Annotated in this window: 15 protein-coding genes; 6 read left to right on the top strand and 9 right to left on the bottom strand. The window is 69.0% G+C overall.

Annotation, left to right across the window (positions count from 1 at the left end; genetic code table 11):
- Positions 1-28: 28 nt before the first annotated feature.
- Entirely contained in the window at positions 29-277 is a 249-nt protein-coding gene (locus ACY5J6_RS05675) for a hypothetical protein (RefSeq protein ID WP_462846391.1), read from the top strand.
- Here the strand turns inward: ACY5J6_RS05675 and ACY5J6_RS05670 are convergent.
- Positions 243-1,241, bottom strand: coding sequence for a dihydroorotate dehydrogenase-like protein (locus ACY5J6_RS05670; protein ID WP_462846390.1), 999 nt, complete (start codon positions 1,239-1,241; stop codon positions 243-245). The two genes, ACY5J6_RS05675 and ACY5J6_RS05670, sit on opposite strands and share 35 nt — an antisense overlap.
- Positions 1,242-1,251: 10 nt before the next feature.
- Positions 1,252-4,752, bottom strand: a complete 3,501-nt coding sequence (nifJ, locus tag ACY5J6_RS05665) for a pyruvate:ferredoxin (flavodoxin) oxidoreductase (RefSeq protein ID WP_462846389.1) — start codon at positions 4,750-4,752, stop codon at positions 1,252-1,254.
- 69 nt (positions 4,753-4,821) lie between these two features.
- On the opposite strand from nifJ, the gene ACY5J6_RS05660 reads away from it, so the two are divergent.
- From ACY5J6_RS05660 to ACY5J6_RS05650, 3 genes are read left to right on the top strand one after another with little or no spacing between them, the layout of a single operon-like run.
- Positions 4,822-4,953, top strand: a complete 132-nt coding sequence (locus ACY5J6_RS05660; RefSeq protein ID WP_018112347.1) for a hypothetical protein — start codon at positions 4,822-4,824, stop codon at positions 4,951-4,953.
- A 32-nt stretch (positions 4,954-4,985) separates the two neighbouring features.
- Positions 4,986-6,212 carry an aminopeptidase gene (locus ACY5J6_RS05655; protein WP_462846388.1) on the top strand — a complete coding sequence of 409 codons (1,227 nt, stop codon included), beginning with the start codon at positions 4,986-4,988 and terminating at the stop codon, positions 6,210-6,212.
- Between the two features lie 57 nt (positions 6,213-6,269).
- Positions 6,270-6,752 carry a cytochrome P460 family protein gene (locus ACY5J6_RS05650; protein WP_462840289.1) on the top strand — a complete coding sequence of 161 codons (483 nt, stop codon included), beginning with the start codon at positions 6,270-6,272 and terminating at the stop codon, positions 6,750-6,752.
- Here the strand turns inward: ACY5J6_RS05650 and ACY5J6_RS05645 are convergent.
- Entirely contained in the window at positions 6,749-7,495 is a 747-nt protein-coding gene (locus ACY5J6_RS05645; protein ID WP_462846387.1) for a Crp/Fnr family transcriptional regulator, read from the bottom strand. The genes ACY5J6_RS05650 and ACY5J6_RS05645 overlap by 4 nt on opposite strands.
- A gap of 79 nt (positions 7,496-7,574) precedes the next feature.
- Here ACY5J6_RS05645 and ACY5J6_RS05640 point away from each other — a divergent pair, with 79 nt between their 5' ends.
- A complete protein-coding gene (locus ACY5J6_RS05640) occupies positions 7,575-7,931 on the top strand; it encodes a DsrE family protein (protein ID WP_462846386.1) in 357 nt (118 codons plus the stop codon).
- A 15-nt stretch (positions 7,932-7,946) separates the two neighbouring features.
- Here the strand turns inward: ACY5J6_RS05640 and merA are convergent, their stop codons facing one another.
- From merA to hslO, 6 genes are all read right to left on the bottom strand, one after another.
- Positions 7,947-9,320, bottom strand: coding sequence for a mercury(II) reductase (merA, locus tag ACY5J6_RS05635; RefSeq protein WP_462846385.1), 1,374 nt, complete (start codon positions 9,318-9,320; stop codon positions 7,947-7,949).
- A complete protein-coding gene (locus tag ACY5J6_RS05630; RefSeq protein WP_462846384.1) occupies positions 9,317-9,526 on the bottom strand; it encodes a heavy-metal-associated domain-containing protein in 210 nt (69 codons plus the stop codon). The genes merA and ACY5J6_RS05630 overlap by 4 nt, the downstream gene beginning before the upstream one ends.
- A gap of 9 nt (positions 9,527-9,535) precedes the next feature.
- A complete protein-coding gene (locus ACY5J6_RS05625) occupies positions 9,536-9,964 on the bottom strand; it encodes a MerR family transcriptional regulator (protein WP_462846383.1) in 429 nt (142 codons plus the stop codon).
- Between the two features lie 172 nt (positions 9,965-10,136).
- Positions 10,137-11,375, bottom strand: a complete 1,239-nt coding sequence (locus ACY5J6_RS05620) for an aminotransferase class I/II-fold pyridoxal phosphate-dependent enzyme (protein WP_462846382.1) — start codon at positions 11,373-11,375, stop codon at positions 10,137-10,139.
- A gap of 9 nt (positions 11,376-11,384) precedes the next feature.
- The gene (locus tag ACY5J6_RS05615; protein ID WP_462846381.1) at positions 11,385-11,798 is read right to left on the bottom strand and encodes a universal stress protein; all 414 of its coding nucleotides are present in this window, start codon (positions 11,796-11,798) and stop codon (positions 11,385-11,387) included.
- Between the two features lie 12 nt (positions 11,799-11,810).
- Entirely contained in the window at positions 11,811-12,836 is a 1,026-nt protein-coding gene (gene hslO / locus ACY5J6_RS05610) for an Hsp33 family molecular chaperone HslO (RefSeq protein WP_462846380.1), read from the bottom strand.
- A 36-nt stretch (positions 12,837-12,872) separates the two neighbouring features.
- Here hslO and cysS point away from each other — a divergent pair, with 36 nt between their 5' ends.
- A complete protein-coding gene (gene cysS, locus ACY5J6_RS05605) occupies positions 12,873-14,318 on the top strand; it encodes a cysteine--tRNA ligase (RefSeq protein ID WP_462846379.1) in 1,446 nt (481 codons plus the stop codon).
- Positions 14,319-14,320 lie beyond the last annotated feature (2 nt).

Below are 14,320 nucleotides of genomic sequence, written 5' to 3'. Positions count from 1 at the left end.
ACTATACGCGTATACTGGCAGCCAAGCCATGCCCAGGCCGGACCGCTTCCGCAAAGCCGTGGTGGCCCTCCTAGAAGCTGAGGGCCGCCCTTTGCACTACACCGAGATCGGCCGCCGCCTCAAGGAAATGGGGCTTTGGGAGGCGGTGAAGGAGCCGGAGAAAATCGCCAAGATCCGGCTCTCCGCCCTGGCGAGGTGGGCGCGAAGCCCGGTGGTGGCTCTGGGAAAGGGCTTTTACGCCCTTAGGGAAGAAGACGGTAGGAACCCAGCACCTTGAGGTAGTTGGCCCGCTCCAAGGCGGCGGGCTCGGCCACCCTCTCGTAGCTCATGGCGCCCCGCATCTCGGCCACGCTCTCGTAGCCCTTCTCCTCCATGAAGGCCTTGAGCTCGGAAAGGACGGTCTGGAAGTGGCGGGGGCCCTTTTCCAGGACGGCGGAGGTCATCATGGCCACCTGGGCCCCCGCCAGGAGGGCCTTGGCCGCCTCCTTTCCCGAGTGCACCCCGCCCGTGAGGGCCAGTTCCAGGTTCACCCGGCCGTAGAGCAGGGCCACCCAGTGGAGCCTGAGCAGGACCTCGTAGGGGCGGGAAAGGCTTAGGGTAGGCACCACGGAGAGGGTTTCCAGGTCAAAGTCCGGCTGGTAGAAGCGGTTGAAGAGCACCAGGGCCCGGGCCCCGGTCCCCTCCACCCGCTTGGCGAAGTGGGCGAAGGCGGTGAAGGCGTGGCCCACCTTCACCGCCACGGGGATTTCCACGCTTTCCACCACCGCCCGGATGGTGTCCAGGTACATGGCCTCCACCTCGGCCCCGGAAAGACCCGGGTCGGTGGGAATGTAGTAGAGGTTGAGCTCCAGGGCGTCGGCCCCGGCTTCCTGGAGGAGCCTGGCGTACTCCACCCACCCCCCCCGGCTCACCCCGTTGAGGCTGGCGATGATGGGGACGGAGACCCGCTCCTTGGCCCGGGCGAGGAGGTCCAGGTGGCGCTCCGGGGTGAGGCGGTACTCGTGGGCCCGGGGGAAGTAGGAAAGGGCCTCGGCGTAGCTTTCGTGGCCGTAGTGGAGGTAGTGGTCCAGCATCTCCTCCTCGAGGGTCACCTGCTCCTCAAAGAGGGAGTGCATGACGATGGCCGCCGCCCCCCCGTCCTCCAGGCGGAGGAAGCCGTCCAGCTTCTCCGTGAAGGGGGAGGCGGAAGCCACCAGGGGATGGGCCAGCTCTAAACCCAGATAGGTGGTCCTCAGGTCCATGGTCACCTCCTCAGGCCAAGGCTTCCTTCTCCGCCAGGCGCAAAAGCCGCTCCCACCGCTCCCGCACCGCCTCCTCGGCCAGGCGCAAGAAGGCCTCGGCCCCCTCGGGGTGGGTCTGCAGGAGGAGGCGGTAGCGGTTCTCGGCGTAGAGGTACTCCCGGAGGGGCAGGGTGGGGGGCTTGGAGTCCAGCCTCAAGCCCTCCCCCGGCAGGTAGCGGAAGAGGGGCCAGTAACCGGTGCGCTCCGCCAGCTTCTGGTGGTCCATGCCCTTGGCCATATCGATGCCGTGGGCGATGCAGTGGCTGTAGGCGATGAGGAGGGCAGGGCCCTTGTGGGCCTCGGCCTCGAGGAAGGCCTTTACCGTGTGGGCGTCGTTGGCCCCCATGGCGATCTGGGCCACGTAGACGTGGCCGTAGCTCATGGCCATGAAGGCCAGGTCCTTTTTGGGGGTGGGCTTGCCCGCCATGGCGAACTTGGCCACCGCCCCCAAGCCCGTGGCCTTGGAGGCCTGGCCGCCGGTGTTGGAGTAGACCTCGGTGTCCAGGACCAGGACCTTGACGTTGGCCCCGCTGGCCAAGACGTGGTCCAGGCCCCCGTAGCCGATATCGTAGGCCCAGCCGTCCCCACCCACGATCCAGACGGAGTGGGGGATGAGGGCCTCGGCCACCGCCAAGAGGTCCCTGGCCCGGGGGTCCTCGAGGCCCGCAAGCCGTTCCCGAAGGAGGGCCACGTCCTTCCGCCTCTTTTCCACCTCCTCGGGGCCCACCTCTTGGAGGAGCCGTTCCAAAAGTTCCTCTCCCAAAGCCTCCCGGAACTCGGGAAGAAGCCTCCTGGCGTACTCCGCCTTCTTGTCCAGGGCCAGGCGCATGCCGAGGCCAAACTCGGCGTTGTCTTCAAAGAGGGAGTTGGCCCAGGCAGGGCCCCGGCCCTCCTTGTTTTTGCTCCAGGGGGTAGTGGGAAGGTTTCCCCCGTAGATGGAGCTGCACCCAGTGGCGTTGGCCACGATGAGGCGATCGCCGAAAAGCTGGGAGAGGAGGCGCAGGTAAGGGGTCTCCCCGCACCCAGCGCAGGCCCCGGGAAACTCAAAGAGGGGCGGGAGAAGCTGGACGTCCTTCACCGCGTGGAGCTTGAGGCCCGCCCTCGGGGTTTCGGGGAGGGAGAGGAAGAAGTCCCAGTGGGCGTTCATGGCCTCCCGGACCTCGAGGCGAGGGGCCAGGTTCAAGGCCTTGCGGCTGGGGTTGCGCTTGTCCTTGGCCGGGCAGGCCTCCACGCAGAGGGAGCACCCCGTGCAGTCGTCGGGGCTGATGGCCAGGGTGAACTCCCCGGAAAGCTCCTTCCACATGGCCTTGCGATGGGGGAACCCCTCGGGCGCCCCAAGCAGGGCCTCCTCCTGCACCACCTTGGCCCGGATCACGGCGTGAGGGCAGACCAGGACGCACTTCCCGCACTGGACGCAGACCTCGGGGTCCCAGGTGGGCACGAACTCGGCGATCCCCCGCTTCTCGTACCGGGCCGTGCCGGTGGGGTAGGTGCCGTCCGGGGGAAAGGCGGAAACAGGCAGGGCATCCCCCAGGCCCAGGGCGATGGGGCCCAGCACCTCCCGCACGAAAGGGGGCGGGTCCCCCACCATGGGGGGGATGAGCCCCTCCCTGGAGGTCACCCGCCCAGGCACGGGCAGGGCCTCCACCGCTTGGAAGCCCAGGTCCACCGCCTGGAAGTTCCGCTCCAAGACGGTGCGCCCCCGCTTGCCGTAGCTCTTCTCGATGCCCTTCTTGATGCGGGCCTTGGCCTCCTCCTCGGGAAGGACGCCGGAGAGCTTGAAGAAGGCCGCCTGCATGATGGTGTTGATGCGCCCCGGAAGACCCACTTTCCGGGCCAGCTCGTAGGCGTTCACCACGTAGACCTTGAGGTTTTTCTGGAGGATGGCCTCCTGCACGGGCTTCGGCAAGCGGTCCCAGACCTCCTCCTTGGGGTAGGGGCTGTTGAGGAGGACCGTGGCCCCCTCCTCGGCCACCTCCAGCATGGGGAAGCGTTCCAGGAATCCCCACTGGTGGATGCCTACGAAGCTGGCCTTGCGGATGAGGTAGGGCTTGTTCAGGGGGTTGGGGCCGAAGCGCAAGTGGCTCACGGTGCGGGAGCCCGACTTCTTGGAATCGTAGACGAAGTAGCCCTGGGCGTAGAGGGGGGTCTCCTCTCCGATGATCTTGATGGTGTTCTTGTTGGCGGAGACGGTGCCGTCGGAGCCCAAGGCGAAGAAGACCGCCCGCACCGAGTCCGGGTCCTCAAAGTCCACCTCGGGGTAGGAAAGGCTCTTGCCGGTCACGTCGTCCACGATGCCCACGGTGAAGCCGTGGCGAGGGCGCTCCTTCGTGAGCTCCTCGTAGACCCCAAGGGCCATGGCGGGGGTGAACTCCTTGGAGGAGAGGCCGTACCGCCCTCCCACCACCACGGGCACCTCTCCCCCCTTAAGGGCCAAAGCCGCCGCCACCTCCTGGAAGAGGGGCTCCCCCACGGCCCCGGGCTCCTTCCCCCGGTCCAAGACGGCGAGCCTCTTCAGGGTGGGGGGAAGGACCTCGAGGAACGCCTCGGCGTGGAAGGGCCGGTAAAGCCGCACCCGCACCATCCCCACCTTCTCCCCCTGCCGGAGGAGGTGGGCCACCGCCTCCTCCACGCTCCAGGAGGCCGAGCCCATCACCACCACCACCCGCTCCGCCTGGGGGTGGCCCAGGTACTCGTAAGGGCGGTAGCGGCGGCCCGTCACCTGGGCAAAGCGGTCCATGGCCTTTTGCACCACCTGGGGGAGCCTGAGGTAGTAGGGGTTGATGGCCTCGCGGTTTTGGAAGTAGTGGTCGGGGTTTTGCGCCGTGCCCCGGATCACCGGGGCCTCGGGGGTGAGGGCCCGCCTGCGGAAGGCCTCCAGGGCCTCGTAGGGGAACAGGGCCTTGAGCTCCCGGTCCGAAAGGGGCAGGATCTTCTGCACCTCGTGGGAGGTGCGGAAGCCGTCCATGGCGTGGAGGAAGGGGAGGCTGGCCTCGAGGGCCGAGAAGTGGGCGATGGCCGCCAGGTCCTGGGCCGCCTGGACCGAGTCCGAGACCAAGATGGCCCACCCCGTGGGGCGGACGGCGTAGAGGTCCTGGTGGTCCCCGAAGATGGAGAGGGCATGGGTGGCCAGGGCCCGGGCGGCCACGTGGATGACCCCGGGAAGGGCCTGGCCGGCGATCTTGTACATGTCGGGAATCATGAGGAGGAGGCCCTGGCTGGCGGTGAAGGTGGTGGCCAGGGTCCCTTCCTGCAGGGCGCCATGCAAGGCCCCGGCCGCCCCCCCTTCCGACTGCATCTCCACCACCCTGGGGGAGAGGCCGAAGAGGTTGGGCTCCCCCCGGGCCGCCCACTCGTCGGAAAGCTCGGCCATGGGGCTGCTGGGGGTGATGGGGTAGATGGCGATGACCTCGGAAAGGCGGTAGGCCACCCGGGCCACCGCCTCGTTGCCGTCCACGGTGATGGGGCGCATGGGCTTCACCTCTACCCTACCCTATCCCCTTCCCCGGGTGAGGAATGTCCCGGAGAGTAAGATGGGGGCATGCTCCGCTACCTCCTCGCCCTGGCCCTGGCCGCCTTGGGGGTGGCCCTCGAGGCCTACCGCCCCTTCCTCCTCCTCCTCGCGGGCCTCGCCCTCCTCCTCGCCCGGCCCCGCTCCTGCCCGAGGCCTTGACGAAAGCCCCAGGGAGGGAAAGACTTGGGGGCGTGGACGCTTTTCAGAAGCGCCTAGAGAGGCTGGCCGAGCTCGCCATCCGGGTGGGGCTCAACCTGGAAAGGGGACAGGAGGTCATCGCCACCGCCCCCATTGAGGCGGTGGACTTCGTGCGCCTCTTGGCGGAGAAGGCCTACCGGGAGGGGGCGGGCCTTTTCACCGTGATCTACGGGGACCAGGAGCTTGCCCGCAAGCGCCTCTCCCTGGTGCCGGAGGAGGCCTTGGAAAAGGCCCCGGCCTGGCTCTACGAGGGCATGGCCAAGGCCTATCGGGAAGGGGCGGCGAGGCTTGCCGTCTCCGGCAACGACCCCAAGGCCTTAGAGGGGCTTCCCCCGGAAAGGGTGGGAAGGGCCCAGGAGGCGGGCGCCCGCGCCTACAAGCCCGCCCTCGAGGCCATCACCGAGTTCGTCACCAACTGGACCATCGTCCCCTTCGCCCACCCCGGCTGGGCGAGGGCGGTCTTCCCGGGCCTCCCCGAGGAGGAGGCGGTGAGGAGGCTCTGGGAGGCCATCTTCCAGGCCACCCGGGCCGACCAGGAGGACCCCATCGCCGCCTGGGAGGCCCACAACCGCGCCCTCCACGAGAAGGTGGCCTACCTGAACGCGCGCCGCTTCCACGCCCTCCACTTCAAGGGGCCGGGAACCGACCTCGTGGTGGGCCTCGCCGAGGGGCACCTCTGGCAGGGCGGGGCCACCGCCACGAAAGGAGGCCGCCTCTGCAACCCCAACCTGCCCACGGAGGAGGTCTTCACCGCTCCCCACCGGGAAAGGGTGGAGGGGGTGGTGCGGGCAAGCCGCCCCCTGGCCCTGGGGGGCACCCTGGTGGAGGGGATCTTTGCCCGGTTTGAGGGGGGCCTCGCCGTGGAGGTGCGGGCGGAGAAGGGCGAGGAGGTGCTGAGGCGGCTTTTGGACACGGACGAAGGGGCGAGGCGCCTCGGGGAGGTGGCCCTGGTGCCCGCGGACAACCCCATCGCCAAGACGGGCCTCGTCTTCTTTGACACCCTCTTTGACGAGAACGCCGCCAGCCACATCGCCTTCGGCCAGGCCTACGCGGAAAACCTCGAGGGCCGCCCCTCGGGGGAGGAGTTTCGGCGCCGGGGCGGGAACGAAAGCCTTATCCACGTGGACTGGATGATCGGTTCGGAGGAAATGGACGTGGACGGGCTCCACGAGGACGGGACCCGCGTGCCCCTCATGCGCCGGGGAAGGTGGGTGGTGTAAAGGGCTTTACTCCCCCCTTCCTCCCTCCCGCCTAGCCTTAGAGGCGGAGGTGAGGCAATGAAGCGGTTCTTGCTTGGCGGCCTTCTGGCCCTCGGCCTCTTGGCCCTCGCCCAACAAGAAGGGGACCTGGCGCAGCGCCTCTGGCGGCTCCTCGCCGGCTTCTCCGGCCAGGACTACCGCCTGTCCTGGCACTACGTCCCGGGCAAGCCCATGGGCTTCTACAAGGGGACGGAGCCCCACGGGGCCCTCCTGCGCACCTTTGTCAACGACATCGCCTACGACGCCATCCGGGCCAAGGCGGGGAAATATCCCGTAAACGCCGTCCTGGTCAAGGACAACCACATGCCCGACGGCAAGCTGGACGCCATCACCGCCATGGTGAAGATGCCCGAGGGCTACTACCCCGAGGGAGGAGACTGGTTCTGGGTCAAGTACTTCCCCGACGGGCGGGTAGACGTGGCAGGCAAGGTGGCCATGTGCGCCGCCTGCCACGCCCAGGTAAAGGCCCAGGACTTCGTGTTCAGCACCCCTATTCGCTAGGATTCCAGGCCCTCCAGAAGGCGCTCTAGCCGGGCCGGGTACACCAAGTACCCGGCCCCGTCCCGTTCCAAGGCCCCCTCCATCCGAAATAGCCGAAGGGCGTAGGCCGCGCTCACCCGGGTCACCCCGCAGAGGGAGCCCAGCTCCTCTTGCGTCAGGCCCAGGTCCAGCCGCACCCTGCCTTCCCCTTGGACCTCACCGAAACGCCGAGCCAGAGACAGAAGCAGGCGTCCCATCCGCACAGGGGCGGGCAGGGCGCTTTGGGCCAGCTCCTCCGAGAGGAGGGTGACCCGGTCCGCCAGCACCGCGCAAAGCCTCAACGCCGCCTCTGGGACCTCACGGCAAAGGGCCAGGAACTGCTCCCGGGAAACGGGGCAGACCACCGCTTCCGGGCTTTGCACCACAGCGGTCACGCCCTGGCGGGAACGCTCGGTGAGAAAGGACTCCCCGAAAAGGTCCCCCGGGCCCAGGAGGGCCAGGGTGCGCTCCCCTCTAGGGGTTTCCAAGAGAAGCCGTACCCGTCCCTCTACCAGGATGTAGAGGCTCGCCGCCTCATCCCCTTGGCGGAAGATGGCCTCACCCCGGGAAAGCCTGCGGGGCGGGCAGATGGCCTCCACCTCTTGGCGCTCCTCCGGGGAGAGCCCCTCCGGGAAGCGGGCCTCCGGCACGACAAAAACCCCCTTCCAGGCCGGCGCACCCCGGCCCAGGAGGCGAAGCAGGGCGCGAGGTTGCCAGAAGGCCATCCTGTAAAGGAGTTTATACCCTGGAACCCGCTCCCCCCGATAACCTAGGCTCTGCCCTGCGGGGCAGAAGGAGGCCAGGATGCACAAGGTCGCCGTTATCGTGCTGGCGGGAACGGAAACCCATGAGGGCTTGGGCCGCCTGGTAAACGCCCTGATGCTGGCCCAAGAGCTTAAAGGCGCCGGGGACGAGGTACGGATCCTCTTTGACGGGGCCGGGACCCAGGGCCTCGCCGCCCTCTCCGACCCCACGCACAAGGCCCACGCGGTGCTCCTCGCGGTCAAAGACGAGATCCTGGGGGCCTGCGCCTACTGCGCCCGCGCCTTCGGGGTCAAGGAGGCCCTCGAGGCCCGGGGCTTCCCCTTCCTCTCGGAGTACCGCGACCATCCGAGCCTGCGGGGCCTTCTTGAGGAAGGGTACCAGCTCATCACCTTCTAATACCATCCCACCCCCTCAGGCGCAGCAGGAAAGCTTTTTGGGATCGGTGTCCAGGGCCTGGGCCACGAGCCTTATCCCCTCGGCCAGGGTCAGGTAAGGGTGGAAGGCGTCCATCAGGTCCCGGTAGCCGAGGCCGTACTTCACCGCCAGGATGCCCTCCTGGATGACGTCCCCCGCCTCGTGGGCCAGGACGTGGAGGCCGAGGACCGTGCCCTCTTCGTCCACCACGATCTTGAACCCCCCCCGGGTGTCGCGGGCGGTGAGGGCCTTGGGCACCTGGGAAAGGGGAAGGACCGCCGCCCGCACTCCCTCGCCGTACCGTTCCCTAGCTTCCTCCTCCGTAAGCCCCACCGCCGCCAGGGCGGGGTCGGTGAAGGTGACCCGGGGGAAGGCGGCGAGGTCCAGGGGCGTCTTTAGCCCCAAGGCGTTCCGCGCCGCCACCCGGCCCGACTGGGCGGCCACGTAAACGAACTGGGGAAGCCCCGCCGCATCCCCGGCGGCGTAGACCCGGGGATTGGTGGTGCGCAAGCTGGGGTCCAGCCGAAGGAAGCCCCGCTCGTCCCGCGCTAGGCCCGCCCGCTCCAGGCCGAGCCCCTCCAGGGCCGGCCTCCTCCCCGTGGCCACGAGGAGGCGCTCCGCCTCAAAAACCCCCTGGTCGGTCTTGACCTGGAACCGCCCTTCCCGGGCCACGGCCTCCACCCGGACCCCGGTGTGGACCTCTATGCCCTCCTCCTCCAGGTAGCCCCGAAGGAGCTGGGCAAGCTCCCGGTCCTCCTGGGGCAGGATCTCGGGCAGGGCCTCGAGGACCACCACCCGGCTCCCAAGCCTAGCGAAGGCCTGGGCGAGCTCAAGCCCGATGGGCCCTCCCCCCACCACCAGGAGGCTTTCGGGGAGGGCGGGGGCGGAGAGGGCCTCGAGGTAGGTCCAAGGGGCGCTCTCCTGGAGGCCGGGGATGGGTGGAAGGAAGGGCCTCGCCCCGGTGGCGAGGAGGTACCGCCCGGCCAGGACCTCCCGCCCCTCCACCTCCATCCTTTCCCCGTCCAGGAAGCGGGCCCTCCCCCGGAGCACGGGGACCCCGGCCGCCTCCAGAACCTCCTGGTACTTCTCCTTCCTGAGGGCCGAGATCAGGGCCTCCTTGCCCGAGAGGAGAGCGGGCCAGTCCACCCCGAGGGCCCCCGTGCGGGGGCCGGGGAAGGCGGGGTGGCCCGCCCGGTGGAAGGCGTCCGCCGCCCGGAGGAGGTACTTGGAGGGAACGCACCCCACGTTGACGCAGGTCCCCCCCAAAACCCCCGCCTCCACCAGGGCGGCTTTCGCCCCCAGGGCGGCGGCCTCCAGGGCCGCCGCCACCCCGGCGGAGCCCGAGCCTACGATGAGGAGATCGTGGCTCATAGGGCCTCCCCCGGGTAGCCCACCCGCTCCAGGGCGGCGAGAAGGTCCCCCAAGGAGGCCTCCCCCAGGACGTGGGCCTCCTTCCTGAGGTAGTCCACCCGCACCTTCTCCACGCCCACCACCTGGCTCAAAGCCGTTTCCACGGCGCGGATGCACCCTGCGCAGTGGATCCCCGGGACCTTGATGCGGTACCGGTTCTTCTCCATGCCCCCAGGCTAGACCCTGGAGCGGGCTCCAGGGTCAAGGGGGTCCAGATACACGCAGTGGTCCTCCCCGTCGCAGGCGGGGTCGGGGTGGGCCTCGGCGTAGGCCAGGCGGCGGGCCAGGGCCTCCTCCAAAGCCTCTAGCTCCCGAAGGCGCCGCCTCACCTCCTCAAGGCGGCGCCCCAGGGCCTCCCGCACATGGCGGCAGGGCGGCTTGCCCGCCTCCATGACCTGGAGGATTTCGGCGATGTCCTCGAGCCTTAGCCCCGCCGCCTGGGCCTCTTTGATGAAGCGGAGACGGCGCCGGGCCTCATCCCCGTAGAGGCGGTACCCCCCTTCCGTCCGCCCCTCCGGGGCAAGGAGGCCAAGCCTTTCGTAGTAGCGAAGGGCATCCGGGGAAAGGCCGAACTCCCGGGCCAGCCAACCAATGGTAGAGGGCATTGACGTCGCCTCCAGAATGGGGAAACGCTCCCCCAGGACCTCAGGGTAGCCCGGTGCTCGGCTTCCGTCTAGGGCTCGGGGGTTCCCCGGGGAGGACGGGCCGCAGGGGGTTTATTAGCGACTATTTTCACGATAAAACACACATGTGCCATAAATCTCCACAAGTCCCCGGCTACACCGCCCCCAAGGCCTCCAGGAAAAGGGCCAGCAGATCCTCAGGGTCTTCTAGGCCCACGGAAACCCGCACCAGCCCCGGGGTTACCCCGGCCTGGAGCCTGGCCTCCTCCTTGAGGCGGCTGTGGGTGGTGGTCCAGGGATGAACGAGGAGGGTGCGGGCATCCCCGAGGTTCGGCGCCTTGAGGAGGCGGATGGTCCCGAGGAAGCGGCTCGCCGCCTCCTGGCTTCCCAGGTCCAGGGTGAGCATGGGCCCTCCCGAGGCCAGGTACTTTTGCGCGTGGGCGTACGCCGGGTCCTCGGGGAGGCCGGGATAGCGGAGGGCCCTCACCTTGGGGTGGGCCCTTAGGCGCTCCGCCAGGAAGCGGGCGGTCTCCCCCATCCGCGCCACCCTCAGGGCCACGGTCTCCAGGCCCTGGAAGAGGAGGTAGGCGTTGAAGGGGGAAAGGGCCATCCCCCCCAGGGAAAGCCCCAGAGCGCGGACCCGCTCCGGGTAGGCGCGGGGCCCCAAGGCCTCCCAGGGAACCTGCCCCTTGAGGTCGGGCTCCAGGAACTGGGGAAAGCGCCCCCAAAGGGCCGTCTCCCGGGAGAGCACCGCCCCGCCCAGCACGGAGCCGTGCCCCGAGGCCCACTTGGTGAGGCTTTCCACCACCACGTGGGCCCCCCACCTGAGGGGCTTACAAAGCGCCCCCGCCGCCCCGAAGGTGTTGTCCACCACCAGGGCCACCCCCTCCTCCTCGGCCAGGGCGGCCAGGGCCTCGAGGTCGGGCACGAGAAGGGCGGGGTTGGCCACCGTCTCCACGAAGACCGCCCGGGTCCTCTCGGTGAGGGCCTCCCGCACCCCGTCGGGCTCGGGGTCCACGTAGCGCACCCTCACCCCCATGAGGCCAAAGACCTGGTGGAAAAGCCCGATGGTCTGGCCGAAGAGCCCCTTGGCCGCCACCACCTCGTCCCCCTGGCGGAGGAGGGCGAGGAGGGCGGCGAAGGTGGCCGCCTGCCCCGAGGCCAAGGCCACGGCCTCGAGGGCCCCCTCCAAGGCGCTTAGCCTCTCTTCCAAGGCCCTGCCGGTGGGGTCTTTCTGCCGGGCGTAGACGTAGCCCTCCCCGGTGGCGAAGCGCTCCTGCCCCTCCTCCAGGGTCTTGAAGCCGTAGGCGGCCACGGCGTAGATGGGAAGCCCCACCGCCCCGTGGGGGTCTTCAGGTAGCCCCGCAAGCACCGCCAGGGTCTCGTAGTTCATCCTTCCCCCCTAGCGCACGAGAAGCACGGGACAGGGCGCCTCGGCCACCACCTTCTGGCTTTGGCTTCCCAGGAAGAGGCTTCCCACCGCCCCCAAGCCCCGGGTGCCCATGACGATGAGGTCGGCCTTTTCCGCCCTGGCGGCCTCGAGGATGGCCTCCGCCGGGCGGCCCTCCAGGAGAAGGGCGTTCTCCTGGGGCACCCCGGTGAGGGCCACCGCCTCCGCCAAGACCCTCTCCGCCCGCTCCAGGCGGCGCTTCAGGGCCTCCTCAAAGAAGGGCTCCCCCAGGTAGTCGGGCACGGGGTCGTAGGCGTGGACCACGATGAGCCTCGCCCCGTGGGCCTCGGCCTCGGCTTTGGCCACCTCCGCCGCCCGCCTCGCGTGCTCCGAGCCGTCGTAGGCCAGGAGGATGGCCCTGAACATGCCCTAAGCTTATCAGGCCTTGGGCCGGGTTTCCGAAGGAAGCCCCACCCTGCGGCCGCAGCGGCAGGTATCCCCCTCTATGCGGGCCAGGGTGCCGTCCCCCTTGGGGTAGAACCAAAGCGCCCCGCAGTCGGGGCAGCGCACCTCGGCCACCAGGGAGCGCATCTCCTCGGGGGAGAAGCGGTAGACCTCCCCGCACCAGTGGCAGACCACCTCCGCCCCTCCCTCCTTCACGATCATCTCCTCCCTCTCCTCCGGGGTGAAGAAGACCAGGGCCTCCAGGGCCTTCTCCCGGTTGCAGCGGCAGCGGAAGCGGGCGGGGATCTCGTTCTGAGAGTAGCCCAGGGCGCGAAGGTCGGTGCGCTCAAAGCCCAGGCCCGCAAGAAGGGCCTCCAAGGCCCCCTCGAGGCCCCTTTCCCGGAGGAGGGGGGTGATCCCGGGGAGAGCCTGGAGGTTCGCCTCGAGGCGGCCCAAGACCTCCTCCTTGGCCCCGGGAAGAACCTGGACAGCCACGCCCCCCGCCACCTCCACCTCCCCTTCCCCCTTGACCCGCACGCCGAGGAGGACGGCGGAAGGGACCTGCTCCGACTGCCACAGGTAGTGGGCCAGGTCCTCGGCGATCTCCCCCGAGACCAAGGGCACGGTGCTCGTGTAGACCTCCCCGTTGGGCAGGCTCCGGTCCACCCGCAAGACCCCGGCCCCCACGAGCGCCCCCACGTTCAGCTTCCCGTCCTCGCGGAGGGGCACCTCGGCCTGGGGGTTTTTCACGTAGCCCCGCACGCTGCCCAGGACGTCCGCCTCCACCACAAGCCCTCCCAGGGGCCCCGCACCCTCCAGGCGCAGGGTAAGGCGCTCCTTGGGGGTCTTGAGGAGAAGCTGGGCCAAAAGGAGGGCCCCGGTCATGGCCCGGCCCAAAGCGGCGGTGGCCGTGGGGGAGAGGCCGTGGCGGCGCCTTGCCTCCTCCACCACGTCCGTGGTCTCGGCGGCCACCACCCGCAAATCCCCTCCTCCCGCGAGGCCCCTGAGGATCCGTCCCATACCCCGCCATTATGCCACGGGCCTATAATCCCCCATATGGGCCTCGCGATCTACGACACCCTGGCGCGGCGCAAGGTGCCCTTTGAGCCGGCGGTGCCCGGGCACGTGGGCATCTACGTCTGCGGCCCCACGGTCTACGCCGACCCCCACCTGGGCCACGCCCGGGGGCCCGTGGTCTACGACGTCCTAAGGCGCTACTTCCTCCACAAGGGGTACAAGGTCCGCTTCGTCTCCAACATCACCGACGTGGGCCACCTCACCGACGACGCCGACGAGGGCGAGGACAAGATCGTGCGGCGGGCCAAGTTGGAGCGCCTGGAGCCCATGGAGGTGGCGGAGAAGTACACCTGGAGCTACTTTGACGCCATCCAGGCCCTGAACGTCCTCAGGCCCTCCATCGCCCCGAGGGCCAGCGGCCACATCCCGGAGATGCTGGAGCTCACGGAGAGGCTTCTCGCCCGGGGCCACGCCTACCAGCGCAAGGGGAGCGTTTACTTCCGGGTGCGCTCTTTCCCGGAATACGGAAAGCTATCCGGGAAACGCCTGGAGGAGCTCAGGGCGGGGGCCCGGGTGGAGGTGCGGGAGGAGAAGGAAGACCCCCTGGACTTCGCCCTATGGAAGGCAGCCGAGCCGGGGCACATCATGCGCTGGAAGAGCCCCTGGGGGGAGGGGTACCCCGGCTGGCACATCGAGTGCACGGCCATGAGCCTCAAGTACCTGGGGGAGGGGTTTGACCTCCACGCCGGAGGGATTGACCTCCAGTTCCCCCACCACGAGTGCGAGATCGCCCAGGCGGAGGCCGCGGGCTTCCGCTTCGCCCGCCACTGGATGCACCACAACCACGTCCTCCTGGAGGGGGAGAAGATGGCCAAGAGCACGGGCAACCTTGTCCTCCTCCACGACCTCCTCCAGGCCCACGAGCCCATGGCCCTCCGCTTCTACCTCCTCCAGACCCACTACCGGAGCCCCATGGACTTCACCTGGGAGGGGCTGGAGGGCGCCAAAAGGGGGTATGGCCGCCTCCTCCACGCCTACCGGGAGGTGCGGGAGCGCAAGAAGACCGCACCCCCCGGCACCACCCCCGAGCTGGAAAGGGCCCTGGACGCCCTGGAAAAGGCCTTCATGGAGGCGATAGAGGACGACCTCTCCACCCCCGAGGCCATCGCCGCCCTCTTCACCTTCCTCCCCGAGCTAAACCGCCTCCTCCCCGAGGCCAAGGCGGAAAGCCTCGCCCGGACCGAGGCGGTCTTCCACACCCTGGGGGAAGGCCTCCTGGGCCTCTTTCCCGAGAGGGTCCTGGAGGAAAGGGTCTCGGGGCCCCTTTTGGAGGGGCTTATCGCCCTCCTCCTGGAGCTCAGGGAAGAGGCGCGGCGGGCCAAGGACTACGCCAAGAGCGACCTCATCCGGGAAAGGTTAAGAGCCCTCGGCGTCATCGTGGAGGACACCAAGGAGGGACCGAGGTGGCACCTGGAACTTTTATGATT

The organism is Thermus sp. H19.2, from assembly GCF_054979525.1.
This window is presented reverse-complemented; position numbering and strand designations above follow the sequence as displayed.

Bases quoted from the DNA above. Each gene is read 5' to 3' on its own strand.
- ACY5J6_RS05620 (WP_462846382.1), bottom strand. From the start codon at position 11,375: ATGAACTACGAGACCCTGGCGGTGCTTGCGGGGCTACCTGAAGACCCC.
- ACY5J6_RS05660 (WP_018112347.1), top strand. From the start codon at position 4,822: ATGCTCCGCTACCTCCTCGCCCTGGCCCTGGCCGCCTTGGGGGTGGCC.
- hslO (WP_462846380.1), bottom strand. From the start codon at position 12,836: ATGGGACGGATCCTCAGGGGCCTCGCGGGAGGAGGGGATTTGCGGGTG.
- merA (WP_462846385.1), bottom strand. From the start codon at position 9,320: ATGAGCCACGATCTCCTCATCGTAGGCTCGGGCTCCGCCGGGGTGGCG.
- ACY5J6_RS05670 (WP_462846390.1), bottom strand. From the start codon at position 1,241: ATGGACCTGAGGACCACCTATCTGGGTTTAGAGCTGGCCCATCCCCTG.
- ACY5J6_RS05615 (WP_462846381.1), bottom strand. From the start codon at position 11,798: ATGTTCAGGGCCATCCTCCTGGCCTACGACGGCTCGGAGCACGCGAGG.
- ACY5J6_RS05625 (WP_462846383.1), bottom strand. From the start codon at position 9,964: ATGCCCTCTACCATTGGTTGGCTGGCCCGGGAGTTCGGCCTTTCCCCG.
- cysS (WP_462846379.1), top strand. From the start codon at position 12,873: ATGGGCCTCGCGATCTACGACACCCTGGCGCGGCGCAAGGTGCCCTTT.
- ACY5J6_RS05675 (WP_462846391.1), top strand. From the start codon at position 29: ATGCCCAGGCCGGACCGCTTCCGCAAAGCCGTGGTGGCCCTCCTAGAA.
- ACY5J6_RS05640 (WP_462846386.1), top strand. From the start codon at position 7,575: ATGCACAAGGTCGCCGTTATCGTGCTGGCGGGAACGGAAACCCATGAG.
- ACY5J6_RS05650 (WP_462840289.1), top strand. From the start codon at position 6,270: ATGAAGCGGTTCTTGCTTGGCGGCCTTCTGGCCCTCGGCCTCTTGGCC.
- nifJ (WP_462846389.1), bottom strand. From the start codon at position 4,752: ATGCGCCCCATCACCGTGGACGGCAACGAGGCGGTGGCCCGGGTGGCC.
- ACY5J6_RS05645 (WP_462846387.1), bottom strand. From the start codon at position 7,495: ATGGCCTTCTGGCAACCTCGCGCCCTGCTTCGCCTCCTGGGCCGGGGT.
- ACY5J6_RS05630 (WP_462846384.1), bottom strand. From the start codon at position 9,526: ATGGAGAAGAACCGGTACCGCATCAAGGTCCCGGGGATCCACTGCGCA.